General features: G+C 71.9%; 15 protein-coding genes and 1 riboswitch. Of the genes, 4 read left to right on the forward strand and 11 right to left on the reverse strand.

The window, feature by feature from the left end; translation table 11 throughout:
• Positions 1–26: 26 nt before the first annotated feature.
• The 11 genes from atzF to BW996_RS07665 form a co-directional block, all read right to left on the reverse strand.
• A complete protein-coding gene (atzF, locus tag BW996_RS07615; protein ID WP_037485740.1) occupies positions 27–1,901 on the reverse strand; it encodes an allophanate hydrolase in 1,875 nt (624 codons plus the stop codon).
• Positions 1,902–1,921: 20 nt separating this feature from the next.
• Positions 1,922–5,596, reverse strand: coding sequence for an urea carboxylase (uca, locus tag BW996_RS07620; protein WP_037485742.1), 3,675 nt, complete (start codon positions 5,594–5,596; stop codon positions 1,922–1,924).
• Between the two features lie 5 nt (positions 5,597–5,601).
• Positions 5,602–6,288 carry an urea amidolyase associated protein UAAP2 gene (locus tag BW996_RS07625; RefSeq protein WP_375132213.1) on the reverse strand — a complete coding sequence of 229 codons (687 nt, stop codon included), beginning with the start codon at positions 6,286–6,288 and terminating at the stop codon, positions 5,602–5,604.
• Between the two features lie 29 nt (positions 6,289–6,317).
• Complete coding sequence (locus BW996_RS07630) at positions 6,318–7,130, reverse strand: urea amidolyase associated protein UAAP1 (protein ID WP_051632299.1); 813 nt, start codon at positions 7,128–7,130, stop codon at positions 6,318–6,320.
• Between the two features lie 79 nt (positions 7,131–7,209).
• Entirely contained in the window at positions 7,210–8,079 is an 870-nt protein-coding gene (locus BW996_RS07635) for an ABC transporter ATP-binding protein (protein ID WP_051632300.1), read from the reverse strand.
• A gap of 4 nt (positions 8,080–8,083) precedes the next feature.
• Positions 8,084–8,884: an ABC transporter permease gene (locus BW996_RS07640; RefSeq protein WP_037485743.1), complete on the reverse strand. Its 801-nt coding sequence runs from the start codon at positions 8,882–8,884 to the stop codon at positions 8,084–8,086.
• 16 nt (positions 8,885–8,900) lie between these two features.
• Positions 8,901–9,872 (reverse strand): ABC transporter substrate-binding protein, encoded by a 972-nt coding sequence (locus BW996_RS07645; protein ID WP_245801906.1) that lies wholly within the window; start codon positions 9,870–9,872, stop codon positions 8,901–8,903.
• Positions 9,873–9,952: 80 nt separating this feature from the next.
• A riboswitch (guanidine-I (ykkC/yxkD leader) is annotated at positions 9,953–10,085 on the reverse strand.
• 172 nt (positions 10,086–10,257) lie between these two features.
• On the reverse strand, positions 10,258–11,205 hold the full coding sequence (locus tag BW996_RS07650) for a ParB/RepB/Spo0J family partition protein (RefSeq protein ID WP_051632302.1): 948 nt from the start codon (positions 11,203–11,205) through the stop codon (positions 10,258–10,260).
• Positions 11,202–12,353: a ParA family protein gene (locus BW996_RS07655; RefSeq protein WP_051632303.1), complete on the reverse strand. Its 1,152-nt coding sequence runs from the start codon at positions 12,351–12,353 to the stop codon at positions 11,202–11,204. The genes BW996_RS07650 and BW996_RS07655 overlap by 4 nt, the downstream gene beginning before the upstream one ends.
• A 248-nt stretch (positions 12,354–12,601) precedes the next feature.
• Positions 12,602–13,189, reverse strand: coding sequence for a nitroreductase family protein (locus BW996_RS07660; RefSeq protein WP_241462057.1), 588 nt, complete (start codon positions 13,187–13,189; stop codon positions 12,602–12,604).
• A 201-nt stretch (positions 13,190–13,390) separates the two neighbouring features.
• Positions 13,391–14,350, reverse strand: a complete 960-nt coding sequence (locus BW996_RS07665; RefSeq protein ID WP_037485748.1) for a LysR family transcriptional regulator — start codon at positions 14,348–14,350, stop codon at positions 13,391–13,393.
• A 131-nt stretch (positions 14,351–14,481) separates the two neighbouring features.
• On the opposite strand from BW996_RS07665, the gene BW996_RS07670 reads away from it, so the two are divergent.
• From BW996_RS07670 to BW996_RS07685, 4 genes are read left to right on the forward strand one after another with little or no spacing between them, the layout of a single operon-like run.
• On the forward strand, positions 14,482–14,955 hold the full coding sequence (locus BW996_RS07670; RefSeq protein ID WP_037485749.1) for a (2Fe-2S)-binding protein: 474 nt from the start codon (positions 14,482–14,484) through the stop codon (positions 14,953–14,955).
• 16 nt (positions 14,956–14,971) lie between these two features.
• Complete coding sequence (locus tag BW996_RS07675) at positions 14,972–17,218, forward strand: xanthine dehydrogenase family protein molybdopterin-binding subunit (RefSeq protein WP_037485753.1); 2,247 nt, start codon at positions 14,972–14,974, stop codon at positions 17,216–17,218.
• Positions 17,219–17,229: 11 nt separating this feature from the next.
• Entirely contained in the window at positions 17,230–18,252 is a 1,023-nt protein-coding gene (locus tag BW996_RS07680; RefSeq protein ID WP_076458820.1) for an XdhC family protein, read from the forward strand.
• Positions 18,249–18,884 (forward strand): NTP transferase domain-containing protein, encoded by a 636-nt coding sequence (locus BW996_RS07685; RefSeq protein ID WP_051632188.1) that lies wholly within the window; start codon positions 18,249–18,251, stop codon positions 18,882–18,884. The genes BW996_RS07680 and BW996_RS07685 overlap by 4 nt, the downstream gene beginning before the upstream one ends.
• Positions 18,885–18,929: the final 45 nt, after the last annotated feature.

Here is an 18,929-nt window from a genome sequence, read left to right on the forward strand (position 1 = left end):
CGAGGGCGGCTGGCCGGTTTGAACGTTCAAACCGGATGGCTTGCACATGCGGTCAGCCAGGCTCGCCACCCGCCAAAGCGGGTGATGTCGGTCGCGCCCTCCAGCGCGGCCGGCTCACAGATGAAGCCGGGCACCACGCTGCCGTTGGCCAGCCGGGTCTTGCCGATGCCCAGCGGCGCGGGAATCGCGGCGACGAAGCTGCCGAACTCCCGGGCCGGCAGCTCCCACACTTCGACCTCGATCGCGCGGCTCAGCGGGTCGCCCGGGGCGTGGACGAGCGCGGGGCGCAGCAGGCGCTGGCCGGCGGGCGTGACGATCGGCGGCAGCGCGTACAGGCGGTGATCCGGCGTGGTGGTGGTGCGGGCGATCAGGCGCGCGCCGCGGCTGGTGAGCTGGCTGTTGAGCGGCTGGCCTTCGAGGTGGGCGCCGCAGACGGCCACGCGCAGCTGGCCCGAGGGCACGGCCGGCACAAGCGGCTGCGCAGGCGGCAGGGGCTGACCGGTGGCGCCGAGCGTCGCGGCACACCCCTGCAGCGAGGCCTGCCAGCGGCGCGCCAGATGCAGCAGCGGAACGTCCTGGTGGGCCGGCGCGCACAGCGTCACGCCGTGCGGCATCGGCACGGCGGCCCCGGGCCGCTCGACGAAGCCGGCCGGCACCGCGACCGCCGCCCAGTCCAGCAGGTTCATGAAGTTGGTGTACAGGCCCAGCTCGCTGTTGCGCGCGATGGGCTCGGCCAGCATGGCCTCGATCGTCGGGTGGGTTGGCGCGGTGGGCGTCATCAGCGCGTCGACCTGACGCCAGATCTGCGCGGCCTGGCGCTGCAAGGCTTTCAGCCGGTACTGGGCGGCGAAGGCGTCGGCGGCCAGCGGCCGGGCGCCGCCCAGCGTGATCTCGCGCGTGACGGGGAAGACGGCGTCCGGCTGCGCGTCGATGAAGGCGCGAATGGCCTGGTAGCGCTCGGCCACCCAGGGGCCGCCGTAGAGCAGGCGGGCGGTCTCCAGCAGCGGCGCGATGTCGAGCTCGACGATCTCGGCGCCCAGGCCGCGCGCGTGCTCGACCGCGTCGGCCCAGGCTCGGGCGTCGACCGCGCTGCCGCAGAAGTCGAGCTGGTCGGCGCGCGGCACGCCGATGCGCGGTGCGGCCAGTGCACCGAGGTCGACGCCGTGCGGCTCGGCCGGACGGGCGTAGGCGTCCTCGGTGTCGAAGGCGGCGGCCACCGAGAAGACGCGGTGCGCGTCGTCGGCTGTCAGCGCGAAGATCGAGACCGTGTCCAGCGTGCGGCAGGCCGGCACCACGCCGCGCGCGCTCAGCAGGCCCAGGCTGGGCTTGAGGCCGACCAGGTGGTTGAAGAAGGCCGGCACGCGGCCGGAGCCTGCCGTGTCGGTGCCGAGCGAGAAGCTGACCTGGCCGAGCGCCACCGACACCGCCGAGCCCGAGCTGCTGCCGCCCGAAACAAAGGCCGGATCATGGGCATTGCGGCAGGCACCGAACGGCGAACGCGTGCCGTTCAGCCCGGTGGCGAACTGGTCGAGGTTGGTCTTGCCGATGGGCAGGGCGCCAGCCTCGACCAGACGCTGCACGACGAAGGCCGAGGCCGCGGGCGTGTAGGCATAGGCCGGGCAGCCGGCGGTGGTGGGCACGCCGGCCAGGTCGATGTTGTCCTTGACGGCGAAGGGGATGCCGTAGAGCGGCTTGCCGGCGGGGCCCTGCGCCATCAGCGCGCGAGCCTGCTCGCGCAGCACGTCGACGTCGCGCACGGTGATCCAGGCGTGGTGCGGGTCGTCGCCGATGCGCCGCAGCACCTCGACGACCACGTCTTCGGGCGTGACGGCGCCGTCCTGCAGGGCCTGGCCCAGGCTCAGCAGGTCGAACGACAGGGTGGAGAGATCGGTCGGGCTCATGGCGGTGGCGGGCTCGTGGTTCATTGCAGGATGGCGACGGTCTGGCCGGCCTGCACGGCGCTGCCGGCCGGGCAGCTCAGGCGCAGCACGGTGCCGGCGCGCGGCGCGGTGATCGGGAATTCCATCTTCATCGACTCGACGACCAGCAGCGTCTGCCCGGCCGCCACCGTGTCGCCCTCGGCCACCAGCCGCTGCCAGACGCTGCCCTGCACCGCGCTGGCCACGGCCTGGGCACCCTCGGGCAGCATGTCTTCGGGCGGCGGCACGGCGGCCGCGCTGTCCTCGGCCAGGTACTCGGCCTGGCCGGCGGCGCGCCAGCGCTCGCGCTCGGCCTCGAAGGCGGCCTGCTGGCGGGCCTTGAAGGCGGCGATGCTGTCGGCCTCGCGGGCCAGGAAGGTGCGGTAGTCCTTCAGGCGGAAGGTGGTTTCCTCGATGCGCAGGCTCGCGCGGCCGAGCGGGAAGTCCTGCCGCAGCCGCAGCAGTTCCTCCTCGCTGACGGGGTGGAACTGCAGCTGGTCGAAGAAGCGCAGCAGCCAGGGCTGGGCGAACTCGGGCGCGGCGCCCTCGCCGTGGCGCCAGCGGTTCCACATCTGTACCGTGCGGCCGACGAACTGGTAGCCGCCCGGCCCTTCCATGCCGTAGACGCAGAGGTAGGCGCCGCCGATGCCCACCGCGTTCTCCGGCGTCCAGGTGCGCGCCGGGTTGTACTTGGTGGTGACCAGGCGCTGGCGCGGATCCAGCGGCGTGGCCACCGGTGCGCCGAGGTAGACGTCACCCAGGCCCATCACCAGGTAGCGGGTGTCGAAGAACATCCGCTGCACCGCGTCCACGCTGTCGAGGTCGTTGATGCGGCGGATGAACTCGATGTTGCTCGGGCACCAGGGCGCGTCCGGCCGCACCGACTGCATGTACTTCTCGATCGCCAGCCGGGTCTGGCTGTCGTTCCAGGCCAGCGGCAGGTGCACGATGCGGCTGGGCACGTCCATGTCGTCGACGGCCGGCAGCTGCGCCTCCTCGTCCTGCAGGATATGCAGCAGGGCGTCGCGGCTCAGCAGCGCCGGGTCGAAATGCAGCTGCAGCGAGCGGATGCCGGGCGTCAGGTCGATCAGGCCGGCCAGCTCGCCGCGGGCACGCCGGGTCTGCAGCGCCTGCATCAGCACGTGCACGCGCAGGCGCAGCTCGATGTCGAGCACCAGCGGGCCGAACTCGACCAGCAGGTAGCGGTCACCGGCCTGGCGGATGACCATGGCCGGCACGTCCTCGCGCGCCGGGTCGTTCAGCAGCACCGGGCTGCGGCAGGCCTGGGCATCGTCCTGAGGCGCCGCAGGCAGGCAGGGCGCGTCGTGCTGCGTCTCGGTCTCGGCCAGCCAGGCCAGTGCGGCCTCTTGCTGCGCGCTGCGCGCCTGGGCCTGCTGCAGGCTCAGACGGTGGAAGCGCACCGTGTCGCCCGGGCGCAGCTGGCCCAGCTTCCACAGCTCGGCGTCGACCACCACGCCGGGGCAGACGAAGCCGCCCAGGCTGGGACCGTCGGGGCCGAGGATGACCGGCATGTCGCCGGTGAAGTCGATGGCGCCGACCGCGTAGGCGTTGTCGTGGATGTTCGACGGATGCAGGCCGGCCTCGCCGCCGTCGGACCGCGCCCACCGCGGCTTTGGGCCGATCAGGCGCACGCCGGTGCGGCTGGAGTTGTAGTGCACCTGCCAGTCGGTGCCGAAGACCATGGCGATGTCTTCTGGCGTGAAGAAGTCCGGTGCGCCGTGCGGGCCGTAGAGCACGCCGATGTCCCAGTGGTGGCCGATGGCCGGGCGCAGCGCAGGTGGCGCACTGCGCCCGGCCACGCCCTGAGCGACGGCAGCCTGCGGCGCCAGCAGGTGCACCATGTCGCCCACCCGCAGCGCGCGGCCCGCATGGCCGCCGAACTGGCCGAGCGTGAAGGTGCTGCGGCTGCCGAGGTAACGGGGCACGTCGATGCCGCCACCCACCGCGATGGTCAGCCTGCAGCCGCTGTCGGCCAGTCGACCCACGGCCAGTACGCCGCCGGCCGGCACCGCCAGCGCCTGCCACATCGGCACGGGGCGGCCGTCGAGCGTGACGGGCGCCGGTGCGCCGGTCACGGCCACCACCGCCGCGGTGTGGAAGCGCAGCGTGGGGCCGGCCATCGTGCATTCCAGCGCCGCTGCGTCCGCTGCGTTGCCGACCAGTGCATTGGCCACGCGGTGGCCCCAGGCGTCCATCGGGCCGGAGGGCGGCACGCCCACGTCCCAGTGGCCCAGGCGTGCCGGCCAGTCCTGCACCGTGGTCTGCACGCCGCCGTCCAGCACCTCGAAGGCCTGTGGCCGGTGGCTGAGCGTCGACAGCCAGCGCGTGGTCTGGCGGCCGGCGGCGAAGACCGGGTCGGCGACGATCTGGCGCAGATAGGCCAGATTGGTCTCGAAGCCGGCCAGCCGGGTGTCGGCCAAGGCCTGGCGCAGGCAGACCAGCGCCTCGTCGCGCGTCGGTGCGGTCACGATGAGCTTGGCCAGCATCGGGTCGTAATGCGCGCTGACCTCGGTGCCGCGCTCGACCCAGCTGTCGACCCGCAGCACGGCGCCCGGTCCGGCCTGGGCGCCTTCGGGCCAGCGCAGTTCGGTCAGCACGCCGGTGGCGGGCTGGAATCCGCGAGCCGGATCCTCCGCATACAGCCGCACCTGAATGGCCGCGCCCTGCGGCCGCGGCTGCAGCGTGGCCAGCGGCGGCAGATCACCCGCGGCCAGGCGCACCATCCACTCGACCAGATCGACGCCGCAGACCTGCTCGGTCACGCCGTGCTCGACCTGCAGCCGGGTGTTGACCTCCAGGAACCAGAATTCGCCGCTGTCGGCGTCCAGCACGAACTCCACCGTGCCGGCGTTGCGGTAGCTGACCTGCTGCGCCAGGCGCACCGCGGTGGCCTGCAGTGCCTGGCGCTGCGCCTCGCTCAGGCCGGGCGCGGGCGTTTCCTCGATCACCTTCTGGTTGCGGCGCTGGGCCGAGCAGTCGCGCTCGCCCAGCGCGATCACGTCGCCGCGGCCGTCGCCGAAGATCTGCACCTCGACATGGCGGGCCCGCTCGACGAACTTCTCCAGGAACAGCCCCGCATCCTTGAAGTTGGCCTGGGCCAGGCGCTGCACCGCGCCGAAGGCTTCCGTCAGCTCGGCGTCGTCCCGCACCAGGCGCATGCCGATGCCGCCGCCGCCGGCCGTGCTCTTGAGCATTACCGGATAGCCGATGCGCGCGGCCTCGGCCATGGCCTGGGCCGGATCGGCCAGCAGTCCGGAGCCCGGCAGCAGCGGAACGTCGCAGGCCTCGGCCAGCGCGCGGGCGCTGTGCTTGAGGCCGAAGGCGCGCATCTGGTCGGGCGTCGGGCCGATGAAGGCCAGGCCCGCGTCCTCGCAGGCCTGGGCGAAGCCGGGGTTCTCGGACAGGAAGCCGTAGCCGGGGTGGATGGCCTGGGCGCCGCAGCGCCGGGCGATGTCCAGCAGCCGGTCCTGGCGCAGGTAGCTGTCGGCGGCCAGGGCCGGGCCGATGCAGAAGGCCTCGTCGGCCTCGCGCACATGCCGCGAGGCGAGGTCGGCCTCGGAATGCACGGCCACGCTGGCGATGCCCAGGCGCTTGAGCGTGCGAATGATGCGGCAGGCGATGGCGCCGCGGTTGGCGATCAGGACCTTGGTGAACATGGGCTTCAGGCTCCGTCCCAGATCAGGAACTCGACCGGCGTCGGGTCGTAGGCGTTGCAGGGGTTGTTGAGCTGCGGGCAGTTGGACACCAGCATCCAGACATCGCGCTCGGCGCGCAGCTCGACGTACTTGCCGGGCGCCGACACCCCGTCGGCGAAGGTCAGCCCGCCCTCGGGCGTGACCGGCACGTTCATGAAGAAGTTGATGTTGGGCACCAGATCGCGCTTGCCCAGCCCGACGTCGGCCTGGGCCAGGGCCAGCAGGTAGTTGTCGCGGCAGCTGTGCATGAACTTCTTCTGCAGCGCATAGCGCACGGTGTTGCTCTCGGCCGCGCAGGCGCCGCCGAGCGTGTCGTGGCGACCGCAGGTGTCGGCGACGAGGGTCAGCAGCGGCCGTCCGGTGTTGCTCATCAGCACCGAGCCGGTGCTCAGGTAGAGGCTGCCCTGGGCCAGCAGGGTCTCGGTGGCGCTGTAGTGCTCGGCCGGGTCGTGGCGGTCGTAGAAGATGACGTCGACAGCCTGGTTGCCCATCAGGTCGACGATGCGCAGGGTCTGGCCGGCACGGATCTCGGTCAGCCAGGGCTCGCCGGCGGCTTGGCGGTGGCGCCGGACGGCCTGAGCGGGGTCGAGGTCGCTCTCGACGAGGGAGGAGGTTGCGGGAGGGATGACGATCGGGTCAGTCATGTCGGTCATGTCGGTCATGGCGGTCTCCGGGGCCGGGGTCAGCACAGCGCGAACACGTCGCTGTTGTGGTGGGCCCGGGCGCATTCCGGGCGGAAGTTGCGGCAGAGGTCGTCGGCCGGTGCCGGCCCGCGGCGCCAGGCGGCGATGCCGACCTTGGCCGGCGCGTAGGCGGGGCGCGGGTCCAGCGGATGCGGCGCGGTGCTGATGGCGACGATCACGTCCATGTCCAGGCGCAGCTCGACCATGGCGCCGGCCGGGCTGTGGTCCGCGTGGAACTGGAAGCGGCCGGCCGCGTCGACGCTGACCTTGCTGAACAGGTTGACCGGCGTGATCAGGTCGCGCGCGCCCAGGCCGTGCTTGCCGATCTCGATCAGCAGGCCGTCCTGGCCGCTGCGGTGCATCGCGTTGCGGGCCGTCTCGTAGCGCCGTTCGCCGTACTTCGCGGCCATGCGGCGGCTGTCGAGCAGCAGGCCGAAGGGGTCGTGCCAGCCGAGCGTGTCCTCGGTGATCGAGGCCATCGCGCGGCCCATGTCGCTCATCAGCACATGGCCGCGGCGGTAGTGGGCGGTGTGCTGGGCCTTCAGGCTGTCGGGCGCGTTGTAGCGTTCCAGCCGGTCGTGCGCGGCGTACAGCAGCACCGAGCAGTTGGCCCCCGCATCGAGCGCGACGAAGCGCAGCGCCATGCCGCGGCTCAGGCGCCAGCTCCAGTGGCCGCCGCCAGGCACCAGCTCGCTGAAGACGACCCGGTCGGCCGGCAGCTCCGGCGCGAAGCGGCGCCAGTGCGCCGGCGCGTCCACCGGTACGGCCGGCGGCGGGTTGTCCAGGGTGTGTTCGGGATGATGTGCGGACATGGCTTCTCCTTCCGAGGCCCCCGGCGGGCGGCCTCCGGCAAGTCGTTCGGGATCGGGTCGGATCAGGTCGGATCGGGAATCAGGGGGCGGCAGAGGCCGACAGGCGCTCGAGCAGCTCGTGATCGGTGTCCATGCCGGTGGTGGCGCGGATGCGCTCGAGAATGCGGCGCTTGAGCGCGAGGAACTCCGGCGCGTGCTTCATCTCCGGCTGGCGCCGCGCCGGCAGCGGCACCTCGAAGACGGTGTCGATGCGCCCGGGGCGCGGCGCCATCAGCACCACCCGGCTGCCGAGGTAGATCGCCTCCTCGACATCGTGGGTGACGAAGACCACCGTGGTGCGCTCGAGCCGGTGCACATGCGCGATCAGCTCGTGCATCACCTCGCGGGTCTGCGCGTCGAGCGCGCCGAAGGGCTCGTCCATCAGCAGCACGCCCGGGCGGCTCATCAGCGCCCGCGCGATCGCCACCCGCTGCTGCATGCCGCCGGAGAGCTGTGCCGGCCAGGCCTCGGCCACCGCGCCCAGGCCCATCAGCCGCAGCAGCGCGTCGGCGCGGCCGCTGGCGGCCTCGACCTCGGCGCTGGTGCGCTCGCCGGTGTGCACGCGCAGCTGGCGGCAGAAGCGGATGTTCTCGCGCACCGACAGCCACGGGTAGAGGCTGTAGTGCTGGAAGACCATGCCGCGCTCCGGCCCGGGGCCGTCGACCGCGCGGCCGTCGACCTTCAGCTCGCCGCTGTCATGGTGCTCCAGGCCGCCGATGCAGCGCAGCAGCGTCGACTTGCCGCAGCCGGACGCGCCGACGAAGGTGACGAACTCGCCCGCCTCGATGCGCAGGTCGATGCCCTGCAGCACGTCGATCGCCGCGCCCTCGTAGCGCTTGCGCAGGCCGCGCACCTCGATCTTCGGCAGCTTTTCCGGGTTCTCTGTCTTCTCTGCTGGATTCGGGTTCATGGCTTCAGCCCCTCAGATGCAGCCAGGGAAAGGCGCGCCGGTGCAGCCAGCGGAAGGCCTGGTCGCTCAGCAGCCCGATCAGTCCGATCAGCAGGATGCCGGCGAAGATCTTGTCGGTCTGCAGGAAGCGCTGCGCCTTCAGGATCGCGTGCCCCAGGCCGGACTGCGCCGCGACCAGCTCGGCCACCACCAGATAGGTCCAGGCCCAGCCCATCGTCACCCGCAGCGTGTCGAGCAGCGCCGGCCGCGCCGAGGGCAGGATCACCCGCTCCAGCAGCTCGACGCGGCTGGCGCCCATCGTCTGCGCCGCCTCGATCTGCGCCATCGGCACCCGGCGCACATCCTCGGCCACCATCAGCACCATCTGGAAGAAGGTGCCGATGAAGATGATCGCGACCTTGGACGACTCCTCGATGCCGACCCACAGCATCACCAGCGGGATGAAGGCCACCGCCGGCATGTAGCGGATGAAGTCGGTCAGCGGCTCCAGCAGCGCCTGCACCGCGCGGAAGCTGCCGATCAGCAGCCCCAGCGGCAGCGCCACCAGCGCCGACAGCAGGAAGCCGGCGAGCACCCGCCCGACGCTGGCGCCGATGTCGCCGGCCAGGCCGCTGTCCCACCAGCCCGCCGCGCGGCTCCAGACCTGGCCCGGCGAGGGCAGGAAGATCGGGTCGGCGCCGGCCACGCTGCTCAGCAGCCACCAGGCCAGCAGCGGCAGCACCAGCCCGGCCAGGGCCAGCAGCGCATGCAGCCGCCGGGGCAGCGCCGCGCGCACCCTCCACAGCGACATCGTTCTCGTGCTCATGGCGTGGCCTGCCGGTTCAGCGCTTGAGCGCCTCGGCCAGCAGGCTGGCGTCGATGCCGCGCGCCGGGTCGGCGCGGCCCTCGATCAGCTTGTTGTCGTTCAGGAACTGCAGCACCGTCGGCGCCACGCCCAGTAGCGAGCGCGGCTGGCTGGCGTCGGCGAAGGCTTCCTGGTTGAGCCGGGCATCGAAGAAGCGCGTGCCGGGCAGGAAGACCTTGTAGTCCTGCGGCTTCATCTCGACCACCTTGCCCATGATCGCCGCAGCCTCGTCCGGATTCGACTGGATGAAGGCCACCGTGTCGAACCAGGCTCGGATCATGCCGACCAGATCCTTGCGCTTGGCGGCGATGGCCTTGTCCTGCGCGACCAGCAGGTCGGGAATCAGGCCGGGCAGGTCCTTGGAGGTGAACAGCGCGCGGCCCTTGCCGCTGGTCTCGATCTGGTGGATCCACGGATTCCAGACCACCGCCGCCTCGACCCGGCCGCCGAGGAAGGCCGCCGCCGCGTCGCCGGCCGACAGGTTGACGATCTTCACGTCGCTCGCCTTCAGGCCGTTCTTCGCCAGCGCGTTGACCAGCACGAAATGCGAGACGCTGTACTGCTCCAGTGCGATCGACTTGCCCTTCAGGTCGGCGAAGGCGCGGATCTTCGGGCTGACGACCAGCGCGTCGTTGCCGGCGGAGTTGTCGTTGACCAGGATGGCCTTGACCGGAACGCCCTTGGCCAGCGGGCCCATGGTGTCGGACCAGGTCTGCGAGTTGGCGTCGAGCTGGCCGGCCGACAGCGCCGAGATCGAGTCGGTGTAGTTCGGGAACCAGACCAGCTTCACGTCGGCGCCGTGCTTCTTGAAGAAGCCCTTCTTCTCGGCGACATACCAGGCGACCCAGCCCGGCCAGTCCGAGACGCCGACCTTGACTTCGGCCCGGGCGGGCAGCGCCGCCAACAGGCCGCTGGCGGCCAGCACGCCGGCGACAAGGCCGGAGGTCACGCGGGAGAGAAAAGCAGGCATTCGGGGCTCCAGGCTGAAAAAGGACACGATCCGGGGAGGCCACCTCGACGCAGAAGTGTTCCTCCCGGGCTTTTGTCCCGCCGTGGAGCCTGAGTGCCGTCGCGGCAGCTGCCGCGGGCACTTGAGGCCGGTCGCTCTCGGACCAGACAGGCCTGCCGCATGGTAGGCCTCGGAACCCTAGCGACCCTTCGGTCTGACGAACCGCGCTGCGGTCGCCTCCTGAACAGACCCAACGCAAGCGGCGTGCCTGAGGCGTGCGCCGCGAACCCGGTTCAGCACCGCACCATGCCTGCGCAGCGAGGGGCGGGTGATGGGCATCTCCGGTGCGTGCAGGCACCGGGCTTGTGCGGTCTGGTTTGAACGTTCAAACCGGATCGCCCGGTGCAGGTTCGCCCAGGGTCTTGAGCAGCTGCTCCAGCCCTTGCGCGAAGGCCTCGCGGTGCTGGGGCGCGACCTCCAGCGAGAGCTGGATGCGGCCGTCGCGGCGGCGGTAGTAGCCACGTGCCTCGGCGCTGTCGTAGACCTGATGCGCCGGCCAGGCCTTGGCGGCTTTTTTCTCTGTCTTCTCTGCGGGCGTGGCATCGCGGGTCTGGGCACGCAGCTCGCGCACCCGGTCGAGCAGCCAGCGCACCGGCAGGTCGTCCGGGTTGGTGGCGAACTCGGTGGCCAGCTCCAGCGCCGCGGCCTCGCCGCAGGCCTCATGCAGCCGGTGCAGCTCGTAGGCGACCCGCGAGCCGAACTTCTGCGGATGCGCGCGCACGAGTTCCAGCACGCCGGCCGGCAGCTTGGCGTAGGCGCGCAGGAAGGTCATCATCGACTTGTGGAAGCCGCCGCGCCGCGCCAGCTCTTCGGCGGTCTCGCCGTCGGCCAGCAGCTTCTCGTGGAACATCGCGCGGTCGTAGTCGGACTGCTGCTCGCGGCCCTCGTTCTGCTCGTAGCCGAACCAGGCCGCCTCGCGCAGCGACAGGCCCTCGTGGATCTCGGCCAGCAGCGTGTCGAGCGCGCCGTGCACCCGGCAGGCCTGCACCCGCGTCCAGCCGTCGCAGATGATGTAGCGCCCCGGCGTGTCCGGGTTCGGGATCACATGGATCGGATCGTGCTGCCCCTGCGCGCGCAGGTCGTCGGCGCGCTCGCGGATCATGCGCTCGGTGTAGATCTCGCGCGGCGCCAGCGGGTGGGCGTCGATCAGGTCGACAGCCAGATGCACCAGCCGGCGCCCGGCCGGCGCGGCCGAGCGCGGCGCGTTCGAGAAGGCCGGCATCGGCATCAGCGGACGGCCGTCGTTCGGGAGGATGAGTCTCTGCTTGGTCATGATGCGGTGCGGCGGCGGGCGGCGGCCAGGGTCAGGATGCGGCCGTGCAGGTGCTCGGCGAACAGGCGGTATTCCTTCGAGGGATGGCAGGTGGGCTTCTGCAGCGTCAGCGGCAGGTAGCTGTCGAGCGACTTCGGGAATTCCTCGGAGGCCGAGATCGCGCAGGGCGCGATCAGGTCGCGGTACTGGTTGAGCTGCGTCTGCATCCGGCCGATGCGCGCGAGCTGCGGCGCGTAGTGGGTCGGCAGGATGATCAGCTCCGGGCGCACATGGTAGGCGGCGTCCAGGCCGTCGATCTCGCTCATCAGCTTGGTCAGGCCCTTGACGCTGAAGGCGTCGAGCCGGATCGGTGCGATCACCAGATCGGCCGCGGCGATCGCGGCGGTGCTGGTGAAGCTGACGCTGGGCGGGCAGTCGAAGACGATCACGTCGTAGACCGACAGGTCCAGCCCCGGCGTGCTGCCCGCCAGCGAGGCGGCGATCAGCTGCCGCAGGTAGAGCTCGCGCTGGCCCTTGGCATTGGCCAGCGCCGGCTCGATGTCGCCCAGGAAGGTGTCGGCCGGGATCAGGTGCGGCCCGTGCTCGCCGAAAGGCTTCTTGATCACGCCCTGGGGCATCGCGCGCACCGGCTGGTTGCGCTGGCGGCCTTCCAGGAAGGGCATCAGCACCGAGGCGAAGGTGTCCTGCACGATCGCAGCCGACGTCACGCCGTAGGCCTCGGCCTCGTCGAGCGTCAGGTCGGGCTCGTAGCCCATCAGCTGGGTGGCGTTGGCCTGCACGTCCAGATCGACCAGCAGCACCCGCAGGCCCAGCAGCTGCAGGTGCAGCGCGGCCTCGACGCTGGTGGTGGTCTTGCCGGTGCCGCCCTTGATGACATCGACGGTGATGACGATCGGGCCGCTGCCGGCCGCCGGCGCCTTCACGTAATGCTGCGCGCGGCGCCACTGCGCCAGCTGGAACAGCGTGTCGGGCGAGAACACCCGCACGGCCGGCGCGCCCGGCGTCAGGTCGGAGGCGCGTCGCACCGCGATGCCGGCATGGTCGGCATAGCCGCGCAGCGTGTTGTCGGTGACGCCGAGCAGCGTGCCGGCGGCACGCAGCCGGTAGAGCAGGCTGTCGGCCTGGGCGAAGGTGGATCGCAGAGTCATGGCCCGTCGGATCTTGGGAAGAGACGATGGGCCGGAATGTAGATGATCACTCTGTTGAATGCAATGTTCATTGGTAGGCAAATCATTTGAATCAATGTTTTTACATAACAATGAGTTTTGATCGAAAAATAACCAAGGCCGATTTCCGGTCATCAAGAATACTAACGGCAATGCGATTGCACTCTCACTCTGCACTCTGGTTTCCAGCCTCGCACGAGGACGAGGCCTGCACGCCCGGGGCCTCAGATTCAGATCCTCTGCACGAACTCCGCCACCGCCGGACGCGGCCGGATCGGCCGGCTGCGCCGCGGCGTGCCCAGGCTGATGAAGCACACTGGCTGCTCGCCCTCGGCCAGGCCAAAGGCCTGGTGCATCAGCGGCGTGTGCAGCGCCCGCCCGCTCGACAGGCCGCTGCCGAAGCCGCGTGCGCGCGCCGCCAGCAGCAGGTTCTGCACCGCGCAGCCCAGCGAGAACACCCGCTCGAAGGCGGGAACCTCCGGATCGTCGGCGCGCAGGTCGACGATCGCCAGGATCAGCACCGGCCCGCGAAAGGCCTTGATCCGCGCATCCTCGAGCTGATCGGGCCGCGCCTGTGGATCGCGCTGGCGCAGCGCCTCGACGAAGACTTCGGACAGGCGCTGGCGCGCTGCCTCGCCCAGCACCAGGAAGCGCCAGGGGCGCAGCTGGTGGTGGTCGGGTGCGGCAGCTGCGGCGGCAAACAGCGCCTCCAGTTCGGCCTCGTCCGGCCCGGGCGCCTCCAGATGCTTCGGGCCGGTGTGCTGGCGGGTGTGGATCAGGGCATCGCACATGTCGATCAGGGCGGTGTCATCGCTCACGGGTGGGCTCGGCTCAAGGGGAATCGGAGCAGCGTAACGGACTGCGCTTCAAGCTGCCACTGGGCATCCCGGCAAGAAGAGCCACTCAGAGCCACTCCCGCTTTGCCGTTGGCCCGGTTTTTTCTGGAAAAAAACTGTCAATGATAATGAAACTTATCATTGACGAACTTCAATTCAAGGCGTTGCAGCCAAGGCGATCCGTCAGGCGCAGCGCATCGCCAGTGCAGCCAGTTCCTGCGTGTCCAGCACATAAGCCGGGTTGTCCTTGAGCTGCTCGACGGCCAGATCGACGAAGGCGCGCACCCGCCGGGGCAGCGCGGTGCGGCTGCCGTAATAGACATGCAGGTCGATCGGCGCGCAGACCTGATCGAGCAGCACCGGCACCATGCGGCCGCTGCGCATCAGCGGTGCGGCCGCAAAGCTGGCCACCTGCGCGATCACCTGACCGGCGAGTACCGCCTGCAGCTCGAGTTCGCTGTCGTTGGTGGCCAGTGCCGGCACCATCTCCATCTCGCGTGTCTCTGGCTCGCCGCCGGACGGGAGGAACCACGGGAGGGTGCGGCCGGTCGAGGGATGGCGGAAGACGCTGCAGCGGTGCTGCTGCAGATCCTCGACCGTACGCGGAACGCCGTGGCGGGCCAGGTAGGCCGGCGAGGCCACCATGACCAGCTGGACCGGAAACAGCAGCCGTCCGACCACGCCCTCGTCCGGCGAGCGCCCCATGCGAAAGCCCACGTCGACGCGGTCGCGCACCCAGTCGCCCAGGCCGTCGTCAAGCTGCACGTCGGGCTGGATGCCCGGGTGGGCGCGGCAGAAGGTGTCGAGCAGCGGCACCAGCAGCGTCGCGAACGACGAGCGCGGACCGACGATGCGCAAAGGGCCGGCGATCTCGTCCTTGGCCTCCCGGGTGCTCAGCAGCGCGCGCTCCAGCGTCGCCAGGGCTGGGCGGGTGCGTTCGAGGAAATGCTGGCCCTCCTCGGTCAGCGCTAGGCGGCGGGTGGTTCGGTGCAGCAGCCGCACGCCCAGGTGCTGCTCCAGCTGGGCGATGGCCTGGCTGGCGGCCTGCGGGGTCACGCCCTGCGCCTGGGCGGCTTGGCGGATGCTGCCGAGCTCGACGGCCCGGGCGAAGGTGGACAGTGCACGCAGTTCATTGATGGGCATGGGGCAGATTATCAAGTTGCACTTGCGGGTCCAGCAAGGCCGGCTGGACTGGCGCCGGCGGGGCGGTCTGCCTAGAGTGCTCTCCTCTGTCTCTCGACGCCTTGTCCACCCCTTGCCTTGCAGGATCTGCCATGACACGACTGAACATCAACGGCCGTGAACGCACGCTCGATGTCGATCCGTCCACGCCGGTGCTCTGGGCCCTGCGCGACGCGCTCGGCCTGACCGGCACCAAGTTCGGCTGCGGCGCGGCGCTGTGCGGCGCCTGCACCGTGCATGTCGACGGCCAGGCCACCCGCTCCTGCGTGACGCCGGTGGCCGCGGTCGAGGGCCGGCGCATCACCACGATCGAGCAGGTCACCGACGGCAGCGACCCGGTCGGCCGTGCGGTGCGCGAGGCCTGGGTCAAGCACGATGTCGCGCAGTGCGGCTACTGCCAGTCCGGCCAGATCATGAGCGCCACCGCCTTCCTGAAGTCCCGGCCGCGCGGCAAGCCGCCCACCGCGGCCGAGATCGACGCCGCGATGGCCGGCAACATCTGCCGCTGCGGCACCTATGCCCGAATCCGCGCCGCGGTGGCTGACGCCGCCCGTTCCCTGGCCTGACGCAGGACTCCGCCCCATGCTGATCGAGCACCTCCCCGAACTGCCGCGCGCGCTGCAGCACCTGGCCGAGCGCGATGCCGCGCACGCCGACACCTCCGCCGCCCTGCCCCGGCGCGGCTTCCTGAAACTCGCCGGTCTGGGCGGCCTGGCGCTGGGCCTGGGCCCGCTGGGCGTGGCCGACGCCCTGGCGCAAGGCGCCGCCTCCGCCGCCGGCCTGAAGCCGACGCAGCAGCCCGCCTCCTTCGTGCAGATCGCGCCCGACGGCGGCGTGACCGTGACCCTCAACCGGCTGGAATTCGGCCAGGGCATCGGCACCGGCCTGGCGATGGTGCTGGCCGAGGAGCTCGACGCCGACTGGTCGCGGGTGCAGGTGCGTCACGGCAACAGCGATCCGGCCTACGCCGATCCGCTCTACGGCATGCACCTGACCGGCGGCTCGACCGCGATGAAGCACAGCTATCCGCAGTACCGCGAGCTGGGTGCCCGCGCCCGTGCGATGCTGGTGGCCACGGCCGCCGCGCGCTGGAAGCTGGATGCGGCGCGGCTGCGCACCGAATCCGGCCAGGTGATCGCGCCGGACGGCCGCCGCGCCGGCTACGGCGAGCTGGCCGAGGCCGCGATGGCGCAGCCGGTGCCGGCCGCCGTCACGCTGAAGGATCCGAAGGACTTCCGCCTGATCGGCCGCGCCACCGGCCGGCTCGACGCCCGCGCCAAGAGCAGCGGCCAGCAGGACTTCGGCATCGACGTGAAGCGGCCGGGCCAGCTGACCGCGGTGGTGGCGCATCCGCCGGTGTTCGGCGCGCGGCTGGCCTCGCTGGACGACAGCGCGGCGCGGGCGGTGCGCGGCGTGCGCGCGGTGCTGCGCGTGCCGGTGGCCGCCGGCGGCGAGGGCGTCGCGGTGGTGGCCGACGGCTACTGGGCCGCCCGGCAGGGCCGCGACGCGCTGAAGGCCGCGTGGGCCACCGAGGCGGTCGAGAAGGTCGACAGCACCCGGCAGCGGGCGCAATACCGCGCGCTGCTCGACCAGCCGGGCCCGCGCGCCTTCGACGCCGACCTGGCGCCGCTGGCCACCGCGCCGCACCGCATCGAGGCCGAGTTTCACTTCCCCTACCTGGCGCATGCGCCGATGGAGCCGCTGAACTGCACCGTGCAGCTCGGCGAGGCCCAGGCCGAGATCTGGACCGGCACGCAGTTCCCCGGCGGCGACGCCCGGGCCGCTGCCCAGGTGCTGGGCCTCAAGCCCGAGCAGGTGCGCATGAACGTGCAGATGGCCGGCGGCGGCTTCGGCCGGCGCGGCGTGCCGTCGAGCGACTTTGTGGTGCAGGCCTGCGCGATCGCCCGGGCGGCCCGCGCCGCCGGCCTGAGCGCCCCGATCCGCACCGTCTGGAGCCGCGAGGACGACATCAAGGGTGGGCAGTACCGCCCGATGCATGTCCACCGTGCCCGCATCGGCTTCGACGCCCAGGGCCGGGTGCTGGCCTGGGACCATGCGCTGGTCGGCCAGTCCATCGTCTCGGGCACCTTCTTCGAGGGCATGGTCAAGAATGGCATCGACCCGACCGCGATGGAGGGCATGCGCGAGCCCTACCCCTTCCCGATGCGGCTGACGGTGCACCACCCCAAGGTGAACGTGCCGGTGCTGTGGTGGCGCAGCGTGGGCTCGACCCACACCGCCTTCGTCATGGAGACGCTGGTGGACGAGATCGCGCGCACGACGAAGCAGGATCCGGTGGCCTACCGCCTGGCGCTGTTCGGCGACCAGCACCCGCGCCACCGCGACGCGCTGAAGCTGGCGGTCGAGCGCAGCGGCTACGGCCGGCGTGCGCTGCCGGCCGGTCGCGCCTGGGGCGTGGCGGTGCATGAATCCTTCTCGACCGTCGTGGCCTGGGTGGTCGAGGCCTCCGTCCAGGACGGCCGCGCGGTGCTGCACAAGGCGACCGCCGGCGTGCACTGCAACCTGGCGGTCAACCCGCGCAGCATCGAGGCGCAGATCCAGGGCGCGGGCGTCATGGGCCTGTCGATGTGCCTGCCCGGCGCGGCGATCACGCTGAAGGACGGCGTGGTCGAGCAGAGCAACTTCGGCGACTTCGTCGTGCCGCGCCTCACCGACACGCCGGAGTTCGCGGTGCACATCGTGCCCAGCGCCGAGCCGCCCACCGGCATCGGCGAGCCGGGCCTGCCGCCGCTGGCGCCGGCCTTCGCCAACGCCGTGGCGCAGCTCGTGGGCCGGCCGGTGCGCGAGCTGCCCTTCGCGCTCGCCTGAGGACCGGCACGATGGACGATCTCGACACCCAGGTGCTGCGCACCGCGCTGGCCTGGCAGGCCGCCGGCACCTCGCCGGTGCTGGTGACGGTGGCGCGCACCTGGGGCTCGGCGCCGCGCCCGCCGGGCTCGCTGATGGTGATCGACGGCCGCGGGCGCACCTGGGGCTCGGTCTCGGGCGGCTGCATCGAGGACGATCTGGTGGCGCGCGTGCGCGAGGGCGGCCTGGCCGCCGTCTGCGCCCGTGGCACGCCCGAGGTGCAGCGCTACGGCATCTCGGCCGAGGAGGCGCACCGCTTCGGCCTGCCCTGCGGCGGCACGATCGAGCTGGTGCTCGAGCCGGTGAGCGAGCGCAGCCGCCTGGCCGAGCTGCTCGCGGCGCTGGACGCGCGGCGCAGCGTCGAGCGCCACCTCGATCTGGCCCGCGGCGAGGTCCGGCTGAGCGAGGGGCGCCCGGATGGCGTGCCCCGGCTCGACGCGGCGACGCTGACGAGCTGGCACGGCCCGAGCGCGCGACTGATCCTGATCGGCGCGGGTGATATCGCCGACTTCATCGGCCGCATGGCCCCGGCGCTGGGCTTCGAGGTCTGGGTCTGCGATCCGCGCGAGGAGCGCCGCGCCGCTTGGCAGCTGCCCGGCGTGACGCTCAGCGCCGAGATGCCCGACGACCTGATCCAGCGCCTGAAGCCCGATCGCCGCACCGCGGTGGTGGCCCTCAGCCACGACCCCAAGCTCGACGATCTGGCGCTGATCGATGCGCTGCAGTCCGAGGCCTTCTACGTCGGCGCGATCGGCTCGCGGCGCAACAGCGAGACGCGCCGCGCCCGCCTGCGCGAGCACTTCGACCTGGGCGAGGCCGCGCTGGGCCGGCTGCACGGCCCGGCGGGCCTGTACATCGGCAGCCGCACGCCGGCCGAGATCGCGCTGTCCATCCTGGCCGAGGTGGTGGCGGCGAAGAACGGCGCGAGGCTGCCCGCCGGCGCCGGCGTGGCCGGCGGCAAGGCCCAGGCCGAGGCGACGGTGTCGCCGACGTGAGCGCGCCCGTCCAGGCCCTCGTGCTGGCGGCCGGTCTGGGGCGCCGCCTGGGCGGTCGGCCCAAGGCGGCACTGGAAATCTCAGGCCAGAGCCTGCTGGCGCGGCTGGTCGCGGCGCTGCGCACCGCAGGCGTGGCCGAGGTGGGCGTGGTCGTCGGCGGGCCGCACCAGGCGGTGCTGACCGCGCTGGCCGAGCGCTGTGGCGCGGGCATCATCCCGCACCGGCTGCCGACGCCCGATCTGATCGACTCGCAGCGCCGGGCGCTGGAATGGCATCAGGCCGAGAGGCCGGACGCCGATCTGCTGCTGACGGTGGCCGACCTGCCCTGGCTGACCGCCGCGGATCTGTCCGGCCTGCTCGGCGCCTGGCGTGCGCGCCCGGCCGGCACCGAGGCGATGCGCCCGGTGGTGGCCGGCACGGTCGGCCACCCGCTGCTGCTGGCGGCGCCGCTGGCCGCCCGGCTGGCGGCCCAGGGCGCCGGCGTGCGCGAGGGGCTGGCGGCGCTGGGCGTGCGCCCGCAGCCCTGGCCCTGCGCCACGCGCGGGCCGGTCGAGGATCTGGACACGCCCGACGACCTGGCGCGACTGCGCCAGGCGCTGGCGCCGGTGCGGGTGGACTGGCCCGACCGATGATCGGCGCATCCGGCCTGTCAGTTCACGCCGACCGCGCCGCCGGAC

This window comes from Sphaerotilus natans, from assembly GCF_900156335.1.
In the GTDB taxonomy this organism is placed as follows: Bacteria; Pseudomonadota; Gammaproteobacteria; order Burkholderiales; family Burkholderiaceae_C; genus Sphaerotilus; species Sphaerotilus natans.

Excerpts from the sequence above, each read along its gene's own strand:
- BW996_RS07625 (WP_375132213.1), bottom strand. The coding sequence starts at position 6,288 with ATGACCGACATGACTGACCCGATCGTCATCCCTCCCGCAACCTCCTCC.
- uca (WP_037485742.1), bottom strand. The coding sequence starts at position 5,596 with ATGTTCACCAAGGTCCTGATCGCCAACCGCGGCGCCATCGCCTGCCGC.
- BW996_RS07650 (WP_051632302.1), bottom strand. The coding sequence starts at position 11,205 with ATGACCAAGCAGAGACTCATCCTCCCGAACGACGGCCGTCCGCTGATG.
- BW996_RS07635 (WP_051632300.1), bottom strand. The coding sequence starts at position 8,079 with ATGAACCCGAATCCAGCAGAGAAGACAGAGAACCCGGAAAAGCTGCCG.
- BW996_RS07680 (WP_076458820.1), top strand. The coding sequence starts at position 17,230 with ATGGACGATCTCGACACCCAGGTGCTGCGCACCGCGCTGGCCTGGCAG.
- BW996_RS07665 (WP_037485748.1), bottom strand. The coding sequence starts at position 14,350 with ATGCCCATCAATGAACTGCGTGCACTGTCCACCTTCGCCCGGGCCGTC.
- BW996_RS07630 (WP_051632299.1), bottom strand. The coding sequence starts at position 7,130 with ATGTCCGCACATCATCCCGAACACACCCTGGACAACCCGCCGCCGGCC.
- BW996_RS07655 (WP_051632303.1), bottom strand. The coding sequence starts at position 12,353 with ATGACTCTGCGATCCACCTTCGCCCAGGCCGACAGCCTGCTCTACCGG.
- BW996_RS07640 (WP_037485743.1), bottom strand. The coding sequence starts at position 8,884 with ATGAGCACGAGAACGATGTCGCTGTGGAGGGTGCGCGCGGCGCTGCCC.
- atzF (WP_037485740.1), bottom strand. The coding sequence starts at position 1,901 with ATGAGCCCGACCGATCTCTCCACCCTGTCGTTCGACCTGCTGAGCCTG.
- BW996_RS07675 (WP_037485753.1), top strand. The coding sequence starts at position 14,972 with ATGCTGATCGAGCACCTCCCCGAACTGCCGCGCGCGCTGCAGCACCTG.
- BW996_RS07670 (WP_037485749.1), top strand. The coding sequence starts at position 14,482 with ATGACACGACTGAACATCAACGGCCGTGAACGCACGCTCGATGTCGAT.